The organism is Pseudomonas sp. JDS08PS003, from assembly GCF_045013505.1.
Classification (GTDB): domain Bacteria; phylum Pseudomonadota; class Gammaproteobacteria; order Pseudomonadales; family Pseudomonadaceae; genus Aquipseudomonas; species Aquipseudomonas protegens_B.
This window is the reverse complement of record NZ_CP120724.1, coordinates 6,027,045-6,042,016: the sequence shown is the minus strand read 5'-3', so window position 1 is coordinate 6,042,016 and position 14,972 is coordinate 6,027,045. Positions and strand designations below refer to the sequence as shown.

The window sequence follows — 14,972 nt, the reverse complement described above, 5'->3', positions numbered from 1 at the left end:
TTGCCGGCGAACGCGTCTTCAGATCAGAGGCTCGTCGGCCTTCTTGTTCTTCCAGCCGTCGTTACCCGGCAGCACCAGGTTCAGCACGATGGCGACGATGGCGCACAGGGCGATGCCCTTGAGGCCGAAGTCGTCCGGACCGGTACCGGTTCCCACCAGTACGCCGCCGATGCCGAACACCAGGGTCACCGAAACGATCACCAGGTTGCGGGCTTCCCCCAGATCGATCTTGTGACGGATCAGGGTGTTCATGCCTACCGCTGCAATCGAACCGAACAGCAGGCAGAGAATCCCGCCCATCACGGGTACCGGGATGCTTTGCAGCAGCGCGCCGAACTTGCCGATAAAGGCCAGGGTGATGGCGAAGACCGCCGCCCAGGTCATGATTTTCGGGTTGTAGTTCTTGGTCAGCATCACCGCACCAGTGACTTCGGCATAGGTGGTGTTGGGCGGGCCGCCGAACAGGCCGGCAGCGGTGGTGGCGATGCCGTCACCGAACAGGGTGCGATGCAGGCCGGGTTTCTTCAGGTAGTCGCGACCGGTGACGCTGCCGACGGCAATCACACCGCCGATGTGTTCGATGGCCGGAGCCAGGGCGACCGGGACGATGAACAGGATCGCCTGCCAGTTGAACTCCGGAGCAGTGAAATGCGGCAGTGCCAGCCAGGGAGCGGCGGCGATCTTCGCGGTGTCCACCACGCCGAAGTAGAAGGACAGGGCAAAGCCCACCAGCACCCCGGAAATGATCGGTACGAGACGGAAGATGCCTTTGCCGAACACCGCGACAATCAGCGTGGTGAGCAGCGCCGGCATCGAGATCATCATCGCCGTCTGGTAATGAATCAGCTCGCTGCCATCGCCAGCCTTGCCCATGGCCATGTTGGCGGCGATCGGGGCCATGGCCAGGCCGATGGAGATGATCACCGGGCCGATGACCACGGGTGGCAGCAGACGGTCGATGAAACCGGTGCCCTTGATCTTCACCGCCAGCCCCAGAAAGGTGTAGACGAAGCCTGCCGCCATCACCCCGCCCATGGTCGCCGCGAGGCCGAACTGGCCCTTGGCGAGAATGATCGGGGTGATGAAGGCAAAGCTCGACGCCAGGAAGACCGGCACCTGGCGTCCGGTCACTACCTGGAACAACAGAGTCCCGAGACCCGCCGTGAACAGCGCCACGTTCGGGTCAAGACCGGTAATCAGCGGCATCAACACCAGGGCGCCAAAGGCCACGAAGAGCATCTGCGCGCCAGACAATACCTGGCGCCAGAGCGGATCGTTGAACTCGTCCTGCATGATCAGGAGTCCTTCTGCTTGGTGCCGAAGATCTTGTCACCGGCATCACCCAGACCTGGAATGATGTAGCCATGCTCGTTGAGCTTCTGATCGATGGAAGCGGTGTAGATGGTCACGTCCGGGTGGGCCTTTTCCACGGCGGCGATGCCTTCCGGGGCGGCCACCAGGACCATGGCGCGGATATCCCGGCAGCCGGCTTTTTTCAGCAGGTCGATGGTGGCGACCATGGAGCTGCCGGTGGCCAGCATCGGGTCGATGATCATCGCCAGACGTTCGTCGATCTCCGGAACCAGTTTTTCCAGGTAGGTGTGGGCCTGCAGGGTTTCTTCGTTGCGGGCCACGCCCACGGCGCTGACCTTGGCGCCCGGGATCAGGCTCAGCACGCCTTCGAGCATGCCGATACCGGCGCGCAGGATCGGTACTACGGTAATCTTCTTGCCGGCGATTTTCTCGACCTGGACAGGGCCGCACCAGCCTGGAATCTCGTAGCTTTCCAGGGGCAGGTCTTTGGTGGCTTCGTACGTCAGCAGGGCACCGACTTCCTGAGCGAGCTCGCGAAAGTTCTTCGTGCTAATGTCTGCGCGGCGCATAAGGCCAAGTTTGTGTCGGATCAGCGGATGGCGGATCTCACGGATGGGCATAGGGAAAGGCTCCGGCGGCGGGCAAAAAAAACGGCCTAGATTAATCTATCCGGGGTTGTTGTCCTATAGACATAAAGTACGTTAGTCCAGAAACGCTTGATCTGATCGGGCCGGATGCGTACCTTTGCCCGCTTTTCCGAAACTGCCACCCCCTTGGAGAGCGCCATGTCCGCTGATCTCGAGCATATCCGTCAAATCATGCGCGAGGCTGACTGCCTGTACACCGAAGCTGAAGTCGAGGCGGCCATCGCCCGTGTCGGTGCACAAATCACTGAAGAACTGGCTGAGCGCAATCCGGTGGTGTTCTGCGTCATGAACGGCGGCCTGATCTTCGCCGGCAAACTGCTGACCCACCTGCAGTTCCCCCTGGAAGCCTCCTACCTGCACGCCACTCGTTATCGCAACGAAACCAGCGGCGGCGAGCTGTTCTGGAAGTCCAAGCCGGAAGTCTCCTTTATTGATCGCGACGTGCTGATCATCGACGACATTCTTGATGAAGGTCACACCCTGGGCGCCATCATCGACTTCTGCAAGCACGCCGGTGCCCGTGCAGTACACACCGCGGTGCTGATCGACAAGGAACACGATCGCAAGGCCCGTCCGGACCTGAAGGCCGACTACATGGGCCTGCCTTGCGTCGACCGTTACGTCTTCGGCTACGGCATGGATTACAAAGGCTACTGGCGCAACGCAGCCGGCATTTACGCCGTGAAGGGGATGTAAGACATGTCCGGGCCGAGCTTTCTCGATCAAGCGTTGTTCAGCGACCTGGCTGAGAAGGCCTCGGCCAATCCCCGTGGTCGTCAGCATCACAACTTCCATGCCATGGAAGAGCCCTGCCATCGCATGGCAGTGGCGCTGCAACCTTGCACCTACGTTCCGCCGCACCGGCACCTGAGTGCCGACAAGGCCGAGACCCTGCTGGTGCTCAAGGGGCGGCTTGGCGTGCTGATTTTCGATGAAGCGGGCCAGGTCCAGGACAAACGGGTCTTGCAGGCCGGTGGTGACTGCATCGGTGTTGATCTGCCGGCCGGGGTCTTCCATGGTCTGGTGGTGCTTGAGCCCGACAGCCTGATGTTCGAGTGCAAGGCCGGGCCCTACCGTCCGGTGGGCGAGGGCGAGCAGGCCAGTTGGGCCCCCCGGGAAGGCGAACCCGGTGTGGCGCAATACCAGGCCTGGATGCGCGCGCAATTCGACTGATGGTGTGCCCCGCTTGTCGCATCCGCAGCCTGGGGCAGTCGCCTCAGACTGCGGCGCAGGATTTGCGGTAAAAACCCGTGCTAGAGTGCTCAGCCCTTGATTGGAGCCTGTCATGAGCCTGTTGATTCGCACTAGCGCGGCCCTTCTTCTGAGCTTGAGCCTACCCCTGGCAGCCGCCCCGGCGCCCCTGCATGGGCAATTTCTGCCGCCTGACGACCTGACTCTGCGCGACTCGGTCCCTGAACAGCAGCAGCTGTTGCAGGTCACCGAGTATTCCGTGGTGATCGGCAGCCAGCGCCAATCCAATCAGCAGCCGATTCCGGTGACATCGCCGGTATGGGTGCGACTCAAGGGCAAGCCGCTGAACAAGGGCGCCACCATCAGCCAGGTGCTGGTGAATTTCGATGGTGAAAGCAAAAGCCTGAAAAAGCCCCAGTACGATGCCAAGTCCAGAACCCTGACCTTGTATTACCCCCTGGCCCAGTACCGGGCGGTGATGGACCTGTTGCGTAACGACACTGTGTATTGCCAGTTCCTCAGTTATGCCAATGGCCATATCTGGGCTGACTTGCACACCGGCAGCGTGCGTCCGCGTTGAGGCCTGAGGCGGGCTGAGGGTAAACTGCCCGCCCCGTGAAATGTCTGCGAGCTGGAGTCGGCGATGCGTAAAGATAAGAAACAAGTGATTGGTGACGAGATCGGCGATGAGCAGATCAAGTTGTTCCTCGATTTCGAGCCGGTCGACGCCACTTCGCCGTCCCTGCACAAACTGATCAAGGCCTATCGTGGCCTGCGTATCGACGACTTTGAGCGCTTCCTGACCTTCTTCGTTGCAGCCGGTCTGGATCTGGACGGCAAGGATGAGCACAGCCAGACCTTCGTCGACCTGATCAAGGATCAGCGTAACGCCGCCGACTACATCGAACTGATGGACAACGCCCGCGGCTGAACCGCTCAAAAGGCATAAAAAAACGCCCCGTCCTTTGCAGGCCGGGGCGTTTTTTATGGGCGTCAGATCAGGCGCAGCTTTCGGTTTCCTTGCTTGGCTCGACCAGCTCCAGGCTCAGGTTATTTTCGCTGTTGATCTTGTGGTAGAGCGCCGCGTCGGTTTCCAGGACCTTTTCCCGCGCCGGGAAAATTTCCTTGAGCTTGGCAGCCCATTCGCCATTGGCCTTGGCCGGGAAGCAGCGCTCGATCAGTTCCAGCATGATCGAAACGGTCACCGAAGCACCCGGCGAAGCGCCGAGCAGGGCGGCCAGAGAGCCGTCCTTGGCCGCCACCAGCTCGGTACCGAACTGCAGGATGCCGCCTTTCTTCGGGTCCTTCTTGATGATCTGCACCCGTTGGCCGGCCACTTCCAGGCGCCAGTCTTCGGCCTTGGCCTCCGGGTAGAAGCGACGCAGGGATTCCAGGCGCTGCTCCATGGACTGCATGACTTCGCTGACCAGGTACTTGGTCAGGTCCATGTTGTCCCGGGCCACGGCCAGCATCGGGCCGATGTTGCCGGCGCGTACCGACATCGGCAGGTCCAGGAACGAGCCATGTTTGAGGAACTTGGTGGTGAAGCCGGCATAAGGTCCGAACAGCAGGGACTTCTTGCCATCGACCACGCGGGTGTCCAGGTGCGGCACGGACATTGGTGGCGAACCCACGGCGGCCTGGCTGTAGACCTTGGCCTGGTGCTGCTTGACCACTTCCGGGTTGTCGCAACGCAGCCACTGGCCGCTCACCGGGAAGCCGCCGAAGCCTTTGCTTTCTTCAATGCCTGAAGCCTGCAGCAGCGGCAGGGCCGCGCCACCCGCACCGAGGAACACGAACTTTGCGTCGACTTCACGGCTGTTGCCGCTGTTGACGTCCTTGATGCTCACGGTCCAACCGTTGTCCTTGTTGCGCTTGAGGCCGGTCACGCGCTTGCAGTACTTGACCTGGGCATCGGGGGCGCTGGTCAGGTGCTTGAGCAACTGGTTGGTCAAGGCGCCGAAGTTGACGTCGGTACCGTTGATCACCCGGGTCGCGGCGATGGTTTCGTCTGCCGGGCGGCCCGGCATCATCAGCGGCATCCACTCGGCCATCTTGGCCTTGTCTTCGGTGTATTCCATGTCCGCGAAGGCATGGTGCTGGCTCAGCACTTCAAAACGCTTCTTGAGGAAGGACACACCCTTGTCGCCCTGCACGAAGCTCAGGTGCGGCACTGGGCTGATGAATGACTTGGACGAGCCGAACGTGCCTTGCTTGGTCAAGTAGGACCAGAACTGCTTCGACACCTCGAACTGGGTGTTGATGTGCACGGCTTTCTTGATATCAACGCTGCCATCGGCGGCCTGTGGCGTGTAGTTCAGCTCACAGAGACCTGCGTGGCCGGTGCCGGCGTTGTTCCACGGGTTGGAACTCTCCGCGGCACCCGAATCCATCAGCTCGACGACTTCCAGCTTGATTGCGGGGTCGAGCTCTTTGAGCAGTACAGCGAGGGTGGCACTCATGATGCCGGCCCCAACCAATACGACGTCTACTGCTTCGTTATGCGCCATTAACGCGTCTCCAAAATCTGCAGCACCAAATTGACGGCATGGCTGCCAGGAGTGATGGGGCGGTTCACGTGATGCCCCAGGTTACCCATGGCCAGGATTGCCATGTCCGAATCTTCGCAATTCTTTGCAACTACTGCGGACGCTGCCAATCGGGCCTCAAGGTGCATATGAACGCATCTCGGGGAGCCTCGGGCAATTCGACTTATGGTCGATACATCCGTTCGTGCAACCAAATCCGTCAGCGGACAGGCATCAAGCGCAAGTGTCTGAGGAGGGCTCGGTCCTGTGTAATTGGGCTGTTGTAGAGGCTAATGGTGCCAGTTCAGACGCAAAACTATTCATTTGCTCGCCACACTCTTGTGAAGTTGTGAAAACCCGTTTTTTCACGCTCTTTTGAAGACGTGAACCTCAAAAAAGGGCTGCCTCGGCCTGGCACCTGGCCCGAGCGGTGTTGCCGGCATGCAAGGCATGCGGGCACAACGGGCAAACAGCTTCAGTGGCCGAGCAATGGCAGCTCTGCAGATTCGCGAAAAGTGGAGGTTTGCAAGGTGGTACAGCAAGCACGCCAGCTTCACTCGATCTGTGTGGGCGGCTCTCTGTGGGCGGTGCGGGGTGCCAATGCAGTGGCGTTGGCGGTACTGCGAGGCCCGATCAGGAGACGTCCTTATAATCGGGGGGAGATTGTAACGAAGAAATGCGCAGAAATGATCCTGTTTCGTGACTTTTATTAGGCTGTTGGTCAGGTGGCCAGTATCGGTTGCACCACGGACCGGGCGCAGCGTGGGCTGATCCGGGCGCTGGCGGGCAATACCTGGTGCAACCAGTTCAGGCGAATCTCTTCGATTTCCACCCAGCCGTCACCCACGGGGGCTGTGGGGCAGTGCTTGAAGGCGCAGCAACGGCCTTGGCCATCGAGCAGGGCAAAACTGCGGAACTGCTGACGCGGGGCGAACAGGGAGCGAAGGAAGTTCATAACCGAACACCTGTGAGTGTGTCATTGACGATAAGAGTGCCCTTGAGCCGTTACATCATGATGTATTGCGAGTGAACGGCAGGTTACAGGAACCTGGTTGTACGGCACCTGTCTGAGACTTGACTAACTCTTGCCTGACGCTGGTTCGTCGCGGTTATGCACCGCTATACTGCGGCCCTGTTTGTGCCTGATTCCTGGAGAGATGAGCATGTTGCAACGCCTGTTGTTCGGTTTGATCACTGTGACCAGCCTGTCGCTGGTGGGTTGCGCCCACAGCCCGCAACAACTGAGCCCGGAGCCGAAGCTCACGACCCAGTTGGCCCCCGTTGGCCATGGCCAGCCGGTGGTGGTGAAAGTGGTTGATGGACGTCCATCGCCCACCCTGGGTACCCGTGGCGGCCTGTATCCGGAAACCAGTGCCATTACTGTGCAGAGCGCGCAGATCCTGCCGAAGCTGCAGGCCCAGGCCGAAGCCGCGGTGCGTCTGTTGGGCTTCACCCCGACGGCGGGCGGCAGCAACGCTCCGCAGTTGACCGTGACCCTGGCCGAGCTCAAGTATCAGTCGCCCAAAGAAGGCCTGTACGTGACCGAGGCCACCATTGGCGCCACCTTCCGTTCCGATGTGCAGAACGCCAACCGGCGCTACAGCGGTCGCTATGGCGCGTCCCTTGACCAGCGTTTCGGCATGGCACCGAACCAGGACACCAACACCAAGCTGGTGGGCGATGTACTGAGCGATGCCTTGACCCGTCTGTTCAAGGATCCGACCGTGGGCCAGATCCTCGGTGAGTAATCCGTGCCTGGCCGGGGCCTGAGCCCTGGCCAAGTAATGCCAAAGCCCGGCTGCCTGATGGCGAGCCGGGCTTTTTTATGGGCGCAGATCAGGCCGCTTCGACGTAGAAGTCCAGCATGCTGACGCCGGTCAGCAGATCGGTTTCCGGCAGGTCCGCATGCTGATGTCCACCCAGGGCGCAATACACCAGCCAGTGTCGGTCCTGAACGTTGAAGGCCAGGGCGCTCACCAGCGCCTGCTGTTCTTCACTAGGGGCGATCAGATAAAGGCGATCCTGGTTTTCTGCGTGCAGCATGACAAGCTCCGTGGGGCATCGAGGGGCAACAGACTGGCTTGTTTAGATGACGAAAAGATGACGTTTTAAATTAATTGATCGACGCCTCGTTATTGGTCGGAAAGCCCCCCGCGTTTATTCGGGGATTGAGTAGAATCCGCGCCGCGGGTGCACTCGACGGCCCGAATACAGGTTTCATTCGAGGTTCATGATGTCGCTGCAACTGATCTGGTCGATGTTCAATGCCCACCCTGCCAAATTGATCAACCTGCTGGCGTTGCTGTTCGCTTGCCCGGGCAGTTGGCTGTTGCACGCCACTCGTCGCCGTGAACGGCGGGCCCTGGCCAACCTGGCAGTCCAGAGTGAAGGCCGGGCCGTGGATCAGCCTCTGCTGATGCTGGACCCCGCCACTTTGCGAATGAACCGATTCTTCTACCGCTTCGGTTTTGCCTGCCTGGGGCTGGCGTTGCTGGTCTCTTGGATCAGTACGCGTTTCTGATCGATCCTTGCACCGCAGACATGACAACGGCGCCCGCAGGCGCCGTTGTGCATTGCAGTGCCGCGATTACAGCGCCAGGCCTGCCTTGACCCGGTACTGATTGCGCACTGGATTGGCATATTGCAGCACCAGATAAGGGCGGTGCTCCGGTGGGCAGGCGTCCAGTCGGCGCTGCCATTCTTCCTCAGCCTTGGCCAGTTCCTGGGGCGCAAAGACCTCGGCGGCGCTCGGTACCTGCAGTTGCGGGTCGGCATCGTTCCACTGGGCATAGGCCAGGTAATGCACCGGGAACAGGCGATAGCCGCCGAGAATCTGCCGGTCCATTTCCATGGCCAATTGCTTGGTGTCTTCGAACAGTTCGCTGATGGGGGCGGCAAAATTCACGTGGACCCGGCCTTTATAGCCAGTGATGCCTTTGGCGATGCTCACGTCATCCTCCCCTGGCGCCTTGGTGTAGCTGCCGGTGGTGGCGCGGATATACAGCTCCCGGGCCTTGGCCTGATCGCACGGGTCATATTCGTAGCTGATGGACACCGGGGTCAGGTTCAGCGATTGGATGACTTCGCCGAACGGTTCATCCTTGCGGCTCATGTGGAACATCTTGAGGATCGCCGACTCGGTGCGGTCGTCGCCATCCTTGGCCCGGCCTTCGGCCTGGGCAATCCAGATCGACTGGCCGTCGTTGCGGATCGAATGGTTGATGTAGGCCGAGAGCAGTTGATAGGCCGCGAGTTTTTCCCGACGCCCGCTGATGGAGCGGTGGACGATGAAACTCTTGTTCAGGCGCATCAGGTCACTGACGAACGGCTTCTGCAGCAGATTGTCGCCAATGGCGATGCGCGGTGTCGGCAGGCCGGCGTGATATACCGCGTAGTTGACGAAGGCCGGGTCCATGACGATGTCGCGATGGTTGGCCAGAAACACATAGGCGGTGCCGGACTTGAACTGCTCGACGCCGGTATAGGTCACGCCGTCGGTGGCACGTTCAATGGTGTGGTCGACGTAGAACTCGACCTTGTCCTGCAGGGTCGCCACCGAAGTGACTCCGGCGAATTCGCGGCGCAGGCGATGGGCGATCAGGGGTTTGAGCAGCCAGCCGAAAGTATGGGCAAAACGCGGGAAGCGAAAGTGGGTGAGGATATCTAGAAACGCCTTGTCGCTGAGCAGCCGGGCCAGCACCGCTGGTACTTCGCTGTCGTGGTAAGGTCGGATGGCATCGAATTCGCCCATCATGCTCTCTTGTTAGAAACGGCTAGGGTAAGAAAAGGTTTGTATCGAAAAAAGCCGGGCATGGTCTGAAAGTTCAGCTCAAACAAAAAAAGCCCTGCAAATAGACCGGCGATTATACGCATAAGTCACTCTGGAGACGGCGATGCTGGAAACCGACCATTATCAATGCCCCTACTGTGGCGAACAGGCGGAAGCTGTACTGGACCTGTCCGCTGGCGACCAGACCTATATTGAAGACTGTCCGGTGTGCTGCCGACCCATTGTCTTCACGCTACAAACCGATGGTCGGGAATGGATGCTCGACGTCCACAGTGAAAATGACTGAGTGGGGAGTGGTCCTTATGCAGCGCATCTACGAGCCGGAAAATCTGATGGAAGGCGAGTTGCTCCAGTGCATGCTGGCGAGCGAGGGCATCGAGGCGCACCTGCAAGGGCGCGACCTGCTGGGTGGGGCGGGGGAGTTGCCGTTGTTCGGGCTGCTGGGGCTGACGGTGGAGAACGATCAGGCGCAGCAGGCGCGGGAGTTGATCGCTGCGTACAATGCGGCCCTGCCGTTGCCCTTTGAAGAACCGGATAGTTTTGCCGGGGTGCTGGTCTGTTAGGCTGAGCGCCGATTTGCCGAGAGTTGTATTGCCCCATGTGTGGACGTTATGCCCTGTTTCGCTGGAACCCTGCATTTGCCGCCTTGCCGGGATTTCCCGAGGATCAGCGCGCGCAGTGGAATATATCGCCCAATGATTCGGTGCTGATCCAGCGGGCCGAAAACGGCCAGCGCGCTCTGGCCCGGGCTCGTTGGGGCCTGACCCCGCCCTGGTTGACAGACCTGTCGCGTACGCCGGCCCATGCCCGGGCGGAAACCCTGGCGGAGCAGCCGATGTTTCGCCAGGCATTCCGTGAGCGCCGCTGCCTGCTACCGGCCAACGGCTTCTATGAATGGCGCGGAGGGAGTCGCAAACGCCCCTATTGGCTGACGCCAGGCGAGGGGTCGTCGATCTTCTTTGCTGCGATCTGGGAGGCCTATCCGGTACAGGAACAGGTCTGGCTGAGCACTGCCGTGGTGACTCAGGCCGCTTCCAATTTGCGTCGACCGTTGATCCTGGATGCTGGCGCCCAGGAAGTCTGGCTCGATCCCGAGACACCGCTGCATGCCTTGCAAGCCTTGCTCGCCAGCCCGCCTGCCGCCTTGCGCGAGCGGGTCCTGGCCAATCTGGTCAACGACCCTAAGCTCAACGGCCCCGAGTGCCTGACCCCCGCCTGAAGCATCAACTGCAGGAGCTGGCTGTAGGAGCTGGCTTGCCAGCGAAGAGGCCCCCTGGTTTGCTGCCCAAGCCAGGATCGCTTTCGCCGGCAAGCCGGCTCCTACAGGTCCGTGATTAGACCTTGAACTGGTTGATCAGGCGCCGTTGCTGTTCGGCGAGCTTGGTCAGCCCGGCACTGGCGGCGCTGGATTCGTCGGCGCCGCCGGCCACTTCGTTGGCCACCTGGCCGATGTTGATCACGTTGCGGTTGATGTCCTCGGCCACTGCGCTCTGCTCCTCGGCGGCGCTGGCGATCTGGGTGTTCATGTCGTTGATCACCGACACCGCCTGAGTGATGGTTTCCAGGGCTTGGGCCGCCTTGGCTGCATGCTCCACGCTCTGGTCAGTCTTGTGCTGGCTGTCCTCCATGACCCGCACCACTTCCCGGGTGCCCTGCTGCAGTTGCTGGATCATCGACTGGATTTCTTCCGTGGCCTGCTGGGTCTTCTGTGCCAGGTTGCGCACTTCGTCGGCGACCACGGCAAAGCCGCGGCCCTGTTCGCCGGCCCTTGCCGCCTCGATCGCTGCGTTAAGGGCCAGCAGGTTGGTCTGCTCGGCAATCCCGCGAATGGCGATGAGGATGGCATTGATGTTTTCGCTGTCCTTGGCCAGGGTCTGCACCACGCCGACTGCACGGCCGATTTCCTCGGCCAGGGCGCCAATCGCGCTGGATGTGTCGCGGACGATCTGCATGCCCTGGCTGGCGGCCTGATCGGCATGGCTGGCCGCTTGCGCGGCCTGGGTCGCATTGCGTGCCACGTCCTGGGCGGTGGCGGTCATTTCATGCACCGCGGTGGCCACCTGATCGATTTCCACCATCTGTTTATGCACGCCCTGGTTGGTCCGAATGGCGATATCGGCGGTGTGTTCCGAGGAGTCGCTGACGCTCTGCACCGAGGTCACCACCTGGCTGATCATTGCCTGCAGCTTGGCCAGGAAGGTGTTGAAGCCTTTGGCGATGGAGCCCAGCTCGTCGGCTCGGTCGCTGGTCAGGCGCCGGGTCAGATCACCTTCGCCCTGGGCGATATCATCGAGCATGGCCACCATTTGCCGCAGCGGACGTGCGATGCCATGCCCCACCAACCAGATCACCAGCAGGCCGAGGCCGGCAATCACCAGGCCGACCATGGCCATGCCGAAGGTGTCGGCCTTGCGCTGTTCAGCCAGGTCGCCCTGCAGTTTGTCCAGATCGGCCATCACCGCCCCCAAGGGCAGTTGCAGCATCAACGTCCAGTTGGCATCGGTCTGGCCGATACCGAACGGCAGGTACAGGGCAATCTGGCCGTTGGCCTGGTCGACGTTGTAGGTCACTTCGCCGCGCTTGAGGTTGGACAGTCTGGCCACGGTGTCTTGGCGCAGAACATCGCTGACCTTCTCGCCGAACTTGCTTGAATCCTTGGTGTACGCCACCAGACGGCCATTGCCACCGATCAGGGCCATTTCTCCGGCGCCGCTGTAGAGCTTCTGATTGGCAGCGACCAGCATGTCCTGGATGAAGTTCACCGACAGGTCGGCGCCGACGATGCCCTGGAATTTGCCGTTGAGCAGGATGGGCTGAATAAAGGAGGCGAGCATCACCACCTTGTCGCCGACCTTGTACGGGGCGGGGTCGATGACGCAGGACTTGAGGCTGTCCTGGGAGCACAGGTAGTACTCGCTGGTGCGCACGCCGGTGGAGAGTAGGGTCCGGTCGTTGACGTCGGCCAGCTTGTCCAGGCCCAGGCTGCCGTCTTCGTTGCGGAACCACCAGGGCAGGAAGCGCCCGTTGGCGGCGTCGATGCCCACCACCGAGGTGCCGACGTAGGCCGCGTCATTGTGGTCGATGGCGCCAGGCTCCCAGCCGATGTAGGCGCCGAGGATCTTCGGATTCTGGGTGACGTTTTCCTTGATCAGGGCGATCAGCTGTTCACGGGTGAGGCTGAGTCCGGCATGGCTTTGGGAGTCCTGGGTGCCCATCAGGGCATTGACCCGCACCAGGCCGCCGGCAATCAGCAGTGGCGCTTCCAGTTCCCGTTGGATCTGGCTGACCTGAGTCTGCGCCAGGCCGCTCAGGCGCTGTTCGATGACTTGCTCGAATTGGGCCTGGGTCCGCTCTTGCACCATTTGCTGGGTCCTGGCGCCGGAGAACAGGGCGTACAGCACCAGGGCTGCAACCACGCTGAGGACAATGGCACCGGCCAGGGCGGCGACGGAAAACTGGATCGACTTGAACTTCATAGAGGCTCCGGGCGCAGGAATTTAGGTCTGCCGTGCTGTATCGGCCGCAGCCTCACCGGTCATTAGCCTTGAGAGGCGAAATGCCTGTTTCAGATGGGTAGAGGTCGTGATTGGCGGGGACGTGTTGCAGGCGGTTGGAGGCCTTGGGCGGTATGTGAAGTTTTTTTGTCAGGGTCTGGATGTATCTGAATTGCGACTGAATGCGTGTTTTGCATCTGGCGCGGACACAGTTCCGCCCTTAGGATACGCGCCATGTTTTCAGGGAGGTTTCATGATGAAGAAGTCGTTACTCGTATGTGCATTGAGCGCCGCTGTTTTGCTGACCGGCTGTGAAACGGTCAACACCACCAGCGGTGGCGTGGTGGGTGTGGATCGCAAGCAATCCATGTTCAGCATGGTGTCCAGTGCCGAGGTCAATCAGTCCTATGCCCAGTCCTACCAGGAGACCCTGGGAGAGGCCAGCAGCCAGGGCGTGCTGGACAAGACCAGTGCCAACGCCAAGCGCCTGCAGGTCATCGCCAACCGCCTGATCGCCCAGGCGCCGACCTTCCGCCCCGACTGCGCGCAGTGGAAGTGGGAAGTCAACCTGATCAAGAGCGACGAACTCAACGCCAACTGCGGTCCTGGCGGCAAGATCATTTTCTACTCCGGTCTGATCGAAAAACTGAAACTGACCGACGATGAAATTGCTGCGGTAATGGGCCACGAGATTGCACACGCCCTGCGTGAGCATGGTCGTGAGGCGATGTCCAAGCAGTACGCGGTCGGTGCAGGCAAGCAGATCGCTACCCTGTTCGGGGTTTCCCAGGAAACGGTTGCCCTGGGTGACAATGGGGTGAGCCTGCTGATGACTCTGCCCAACAGCCGCGAGAACGAAAACGAAGCGGACCTGATTGGTCTGGAGCTGGCCGCCCGCGCCGGTTACAACCCGAACGCGGCCATCAGCTTGTGGAACAAGATGGGTCAGGCTGCCGGTGGTTCTGCGCCGCCCGAGTTCATGAGTACTCACCCGGCTTCCACCAGCCGTATCGCGTCTTTGCAGGCGGCGATTCCGAAGGTGATGCCGCTGTATGAGCAGGCCAAGAAGTCCTGATCCCTTCGCCTCATTTTCGCTGAGGCTTTCGCCGGCAAGCCGGCTCCTACAGGTTGTGTGGGAGTCGGTTTGCCGGCGATTTCATTTACAGCCAGCCACTGATCTGCATGGCCTTGTACACCGCCACCACGGCGAGGATGAAGAAGGCCGTCGCCGCCAGTCGACGAATCAGGGTCAGGGGCAGTTTGTCCGCAGCGAAGTTACCCGCCAGAACCACCGGTACGTTGGCAATCAGCATGCCCAGGGTGGTGCCGATGATCACCAGCCACAGATCCGGATATTGCGCCGCCAGCATGACGGTAGCGACCTGGGTCTTGTCGCCGATTTCAGCCAGGAAGAACGCGATCAGGGTCGTGAGGAAGGGCCCGAACTTGCGGGCGGTAGTGGCCTCATCGTCATCCATCTTGTCCGGAACCAGGGTCCACAGGGCCGTGGCGGTGAAGCTGGCGGCAAGAATCCAGTGCAGGGTTGCGTCGGAGAAGAAGCTGCCGAACCAGGCACCTACCGCGCCGGCGGCCGCATGGTTGGCCAGGGTCGCGGCGACGATACCGGCGATGATGGGCCAGGGTTTGCGAAAGCGGGCGGCCAGAATCAGGGCGAGCAGTTGCGTCTTGTCGCCGATTTCGGCCAAGGCAACGATTGCGGTGGGAACGAGGAGAGAATCCAGCATCATCAGGGTTTTCCTAAGGGGCGGGTCGACACGGCTATGACACGTACAGCCTTCCCGCCCCGGGTAAGGTGTGCGTGTCATAGGTCTTGTCAAACCCTGCGGTCCGTCTGTGCGGACTCTTGGGTCGCATGCGCCATGGTCTGAGGACCAAGTATGTTGACGCATGCCGGACGAGCGTGGCGCTCGTGGGAGACTACTCCCCTAGGACGGAGCGGATTCTGCCTAGGCAAAATCCATTCGGCAAGCCTTGTTTGCGAAAAAGA

18 protein-coding genes, 1 pseudogene and 1 riboswitch are annotated in these 14,972 nt (G+C 60.8%); of the genes and pseudogenes, 10 read left to right on the top strand and 9 right to left on the bottom strand.

The annotated features are described in order from the left end of the window. Window positions 1-18 precede the first annotated feature (18 nt). Complete coding sequence (locus tag P7C00_RS26870) at window positions 19-1,293, bottom strand: uracil-xanthine permease family protein (RefSeq protein ID WP_016965962.1); 1,275 nt, start codon at window positions 1,291-1,293, stop codon at window positions 19-21. Between the two features lie 2 nt (window positions 1,294-1,295). Then, window positions 1,296-1,934, bottom strand: coding sequence for a uracil phosphoribosyltransferase (gene upp, locus P7C00_RS26865; protein ID WP_346633829.1), 639 nt, complete (start codon window positions 1,932-1,934; stop codon window positions 1,296-1,298). 165 nt (window positions 1,935-2,099) lie between these two features. Here upp and P7C00_RS26860 point away from each other — a divergent pair, with 165 nt between their 5' ends. From P7C00_RS26860 to P7C00_RS26845, 4 genes are all read left to right on the top strand, one after another. Further along, complete coding sequence (locus P7C00_RS26860) at window positions 2,100-2,657, top strand: hypoxanthine-guanine phosphoribosyltransferase (protein ID WP_042941423.1); 558 nt, start codon at window positions 2,100-2,102, stop codon at window positions 2,655-2,657. Between the two features lie 3 nt (window positions 2,658-2,660). Continuing rightward, on the top strand, window positions 2,661-3,134 hold the full coding sequence (locus tag P7C00_RS26855) for a WbuC family cupin fold metalloprotein (protein ID WP_404937634.1): 474 nt from the start codon (window positions 2,661-2,663) through the stop codon (window positions 3,132-3,134). Between the two features lie 112 nt (window positions 3,135-3,246). After that, window positions 3,247-3,732, top strand: coding sequence for a hypothetical protein (locus P7C00_RS26850; protein WP_102860276.1), 486 nt, complete (start codon window positions 3,247-3,249; stop codon window positions 3,730-3,732). Window positions 3,733-3,795: 63 nt separating this feature from the next. Next, complete coding sequence (locus P7C00_RS26845; RefSeq protein WP_404937633.1) at window positions 3,796-4,083, top strand: PA4642 family protein; 288 nt, start codon at window positions 3,796-3,798, stop codon at window positions 4,081-4,083. Between the two features lie 67 nt (window positions 4,084-4,150). Here P7C00_RS26845 and mqo read toward each other — a convergent pair whose 3' ends face one another. Together mqo and P7C00_RS26835 are read right to left on the bottom strand one after the other, a co-directional pair. Continuing rightward, a complete protein-coding gene (gene mqo / locus P7C00_RS26840) occupies window positions 4,151-5,662 on the bottom strand; it encodes a malate dehydrogenase (quinone) (RefSeq protein ID WP_123724802.1) in 1,512 nt (503 codons plus the stop codon). Between the two features lie 739 nt (window positions 5,663-6,401). Further along, a complete protein-coding gene (locus P7C00_RS26835; RefSeq protein WP_346633832.1) occupies window positions 6,402-6,635 on the bottom strand; it encodes a hypothetical protein in 234 nt (77 codons plus the stop codon). Window positions 6,636-6,843: 208 nt separating this feature from the next. Here P7C00_RS26835 and P7C00_RS26830 point away from each other — a divergent pair, with 208 nt between their 5' ends. Next, entirely contained in the window at window positions 6,844-7,428 is a 585-nt protein-coding gene (locus P7C00_RS26830; protein WP_317069912.1) for a YajG family lipoprotein, read from the top strand. A gap of 88 nt (window positions 7,429-7,516) precedes the next feature. Here the strand turns inward: P7C00_RS26830 and P7C00_RS26825 are convergent, their stop codons facing one another. Beyond that, a complete protein-coding gene (locus P7C00_RS26825) occupies window positions 7,517-7,723 on the bottom strand; it encodes a hypothetical protein (protein WP_404937632.1) in 207 nt (68 codons plus the stop codon). Between the two features lie 190 nt (window positions 7,724-7,913). Here P7C00_RS26825 and P7C00_RS26820 point away from each other — a divergent pair, with 190 nt between their 5' ends. Further along, window positions 7,914-8,201 (top strand): hypothetical protein, encoded by a 288-nt coding sequence (locus tag P7C00_RS26820; RefSeq protein ID WP_346633833.1) that lies wholly within the window; start codon window positions 7,914-7,916, stop codon window positions 8,199-8,201. A gap of 66 nt (window positions 8,202-8,267) precedes the next feature. Here P7C00_RS26820 and P7C00_RS26815 read toward each other — a convergent pair whose 3' ends face one another. Beyond that, window positions 8,268-9,434, bottom strand: coding sequence for a 1-acyl-sn-glycerol-3-phosphate acyltransferase (locus P7C00_RS26815; protein ID WP_346633834.1), 1,167 nt, complete (start codon window positions 9,432-9,434; stop codon window positions 8,268-8,270). 139 nt (window positions 9,435-9,573) lie between these two features. Here P7C00_RS26815 and P7C00_RS26810 point away from each other — a divergent pair, with 139 nt between their 5' ends. The 3 genes from P7C00_RS26810 to P7C00_RS26800 are packed head-to-tail and all read left to right on the top strand — an operon-like array spanning window position 9,574 to window position 10,689. Next, window positions 9,574-9,756 (top strand): CPXCG motif-containing cysteine-rich protein, encoded by a 183-nt coding sequence (locus P7C00_RS26810; protein ID WP_016967048.1) that lies wholly within the window; start codon window positions 9,574-9,576, stop codon window positions 9,754-9,756. Window positions 9,757-9,772: 16 nt separating this feature from the next. Beyond that, window positions 9,773-10,033, top strand: coding sequence for a putative signal transducing protein (locus P7C00_RS26805; RefSeq protein WP_123724797.1), 261 nt, complete (start codon window positions 9,773-9,775; stop codon window positions 10,031-10,033). Between the two features lie 35 nt (window positions 10,034-10,068). Continuing rightward, entirely contained in the window at window positions 10,069-10,689 is a 621-nt protein-coding gene (locus P7C00_RS26800) for an SOS response-associated peptidase (RefSeq protein WP_346633835.1), read from the top strand. A 115-nt stretch (window positions 10,690-10,804) separates the two neighbouring features. Here P7C00_RS26800 and P7C00_RS26795 read toward each other — a convergent pair whose 3' ends face one another. Both P7C00_RS26795 and P7C00_RS26790 read right to left on the bottom strand, forming a co-directional pair. Next, complete coding sequence (locus tag P7C00_RS26795) at window positions 10,805-11,548, bottom strand: methyl-accepting chemotaxis protein (RefSeq protein WP_370059449.1); 744 nt, start codon at window positions 11,546-11,548, stop codon at window positions 10,805-10,807. A gap of 111 nt (window positions 11,549-11,659) precedes the next feature. Continuing rightward, a pseudogene (locus P7C00_RS26790) lies at window positions 11,660-11,857 on the bottom strand (HAMP domain-containing protein); the annotation flags it as partial. A gap of 1,363 nt (window positions 11,858-13,220) precedes the next feature. On the opposite strand from P7C00_RS26790, the gene P7C00_RS26785 reads away from it, so the two are divergent. Continuing rightward, window positions 13,221-14,039 (top strand): M48 family metallopeptidase, encoded by an 819-nt coding sequence (locus P7C00_RS26785; protein WP_346633989.1) that lies wholly within the window; start codon window positions 13,221-13,223, stop codon window positions 14,037-14,039. 85 nt (window positions 14,040-14,124) lie between these two features. Here the strand turns inward: P7C00_RS26785 and P7C00_RS26780 are convergent, their stop codons facing one another. Next, the gene (locus tag P7C00_RS26780) at window positions 14,125-14,709 is read right to left on the bottom strand and encodes a TMEM165/GDT1 family protein (RefSeq protein ID WP_102860988.1); all 585 of its coding nucleotides are present in this window, start codon (window positions 14,707-14,709) and stop codon (window positions 14,125-14,127) included. 92 nt (window positions 14,710-14,801) lie between these two features. Continuing rightward, window positions 14,802-14,923: riboswitch (yybP-ykoY riboswitch) on the bottom strand. Window positions 14,924-14,972: the final 49 nt, after the last annotated feature.

Bases quoted from the DNA above. Each gene is read 5' to 3' on its own strand.
- P7C00_RS26870 (WP_016965962.1), bottom strand. From the start codon at position 1,293: ATGCAGGACGAGTTCAACGATCCGCTCTGGCGCCAGGTATTGTCTGGC.
- upp (WP_346633829.1), bottom strand. From the start codon at position 1,934: ATGCCCATCCGTGAGATCCGCCATCCGCTGATCCGACACAAACTTGGC.
- P7C00_RS26860 (WP_042941423.1), top strand. From the start codon at position 2,100: ATGTCCGCTGATCTCGAGCATATCCGTCAAATCATGCGCGAGGCTGAC.
- P7C00_RS26855 (WP_404937634.1), top strand. From the start codon at position 2,661: ATGTCCGGGCCGAGCTTTCTCGATCAAGCGTTGTTCAGCGACCTGGCT.
- P7C00_RS26850 (WP_102860276.1), top strand. From the start codon at position 3,247: ATGAGCCTGTTGATTCGCACTAGCGCGGCCCTTCTTCTGAGCTTGAGC.
- P7C00_RS26845 (WP_404937633.1), top strand. From the start codon at position 3,796: ATGCGTAAAGATAAGAAACAAGTGATTGGTGACGAGATCGGCGATGAG.
- mqo (WP_123724802.1), bottom strand. From the start codon at position 5,662: ATGGCGCATAACGAAGCAGTAGACGTCGTATTGGTTGGGGCCGGCATC.
- P7C00_RS26835 (WP_346633832.1), bottom strand. From the start codon at position 6,635: ATGAACTTCCTTCGCTCCCTGTTCGCCCCGCGTCAGCAGTTCCGCAGT.
- P7C00_RS26830 (WP_317069912.1), top strand. From the start codon at position 6,844: ATGTTGCAACGCCTGTTGTTCGGTTTGATCACTGTGACCAGCCTGTCG.
- P7C00_RS26825 (WP_404937632.1), bottom strand. From the start codon at position 7,723: ATGCTGCACGCAGAAAACCAGGATCGCCTTTATCTGATCGCCCCTAGT.
- P7C00_RS26820 (WP_346633833.1), top strand. From the start codon at position 7,914: ATGTCGCTGCAACTGATCTGGTCGATGTTCAATGCCCACCCTGCCAAA.
- P7C00_RS26815 (WP_346633834.1), bottom strand. From the start codon at position 9,434: ATGATGGGCGAATTCGATGCCATCCGACCTTACCACGACAGCGAAGTA.
- P7C00_RS26810 (WP_016967048.1), top strand. From the start codon at position 9,574: ATGCTGGAAACCGACCATTATCAATGCCCCTACTGTGGCGAACAGGCG.
- P7C00_RS26805 (WP_123724797.1), top strand. From the start codon at position 9,773: ATGCAGCGCATCTACGAGCCGGAAAATCTGATGGAAGGCGAGTTGCTC.
- P7C00_RS26800 (WP_346633835.1), top strand. From the start codon at position 10,069: ATGTGTGGACGTTATGCCCTGTTTCGCTGGAACCCTGCATTTGCCGCC.
- P7C00_RS26795 (WP_370059449.1), bottom strand. From the start codon at position 11,548: ATGGTGGAAATCGATCAGGTGGCCACCGCGGTGCATGAAATGACCGCC.
- P7C00_RS26785 (WP_346633989.1), top strand. From the start codon at position 13,221: ATGAAGAAGTCGTTACTCGTATGTGCATTGAGCGCCGCTGTTTTGCTG.
- P7C00_RS26780 (WP_102860988.1), bottom strand. From the start codon at position 14,709: ATGCTGGATTCTCTCCTCGTTCCCACCGCAATCGTTGCCTTGGCCGAA.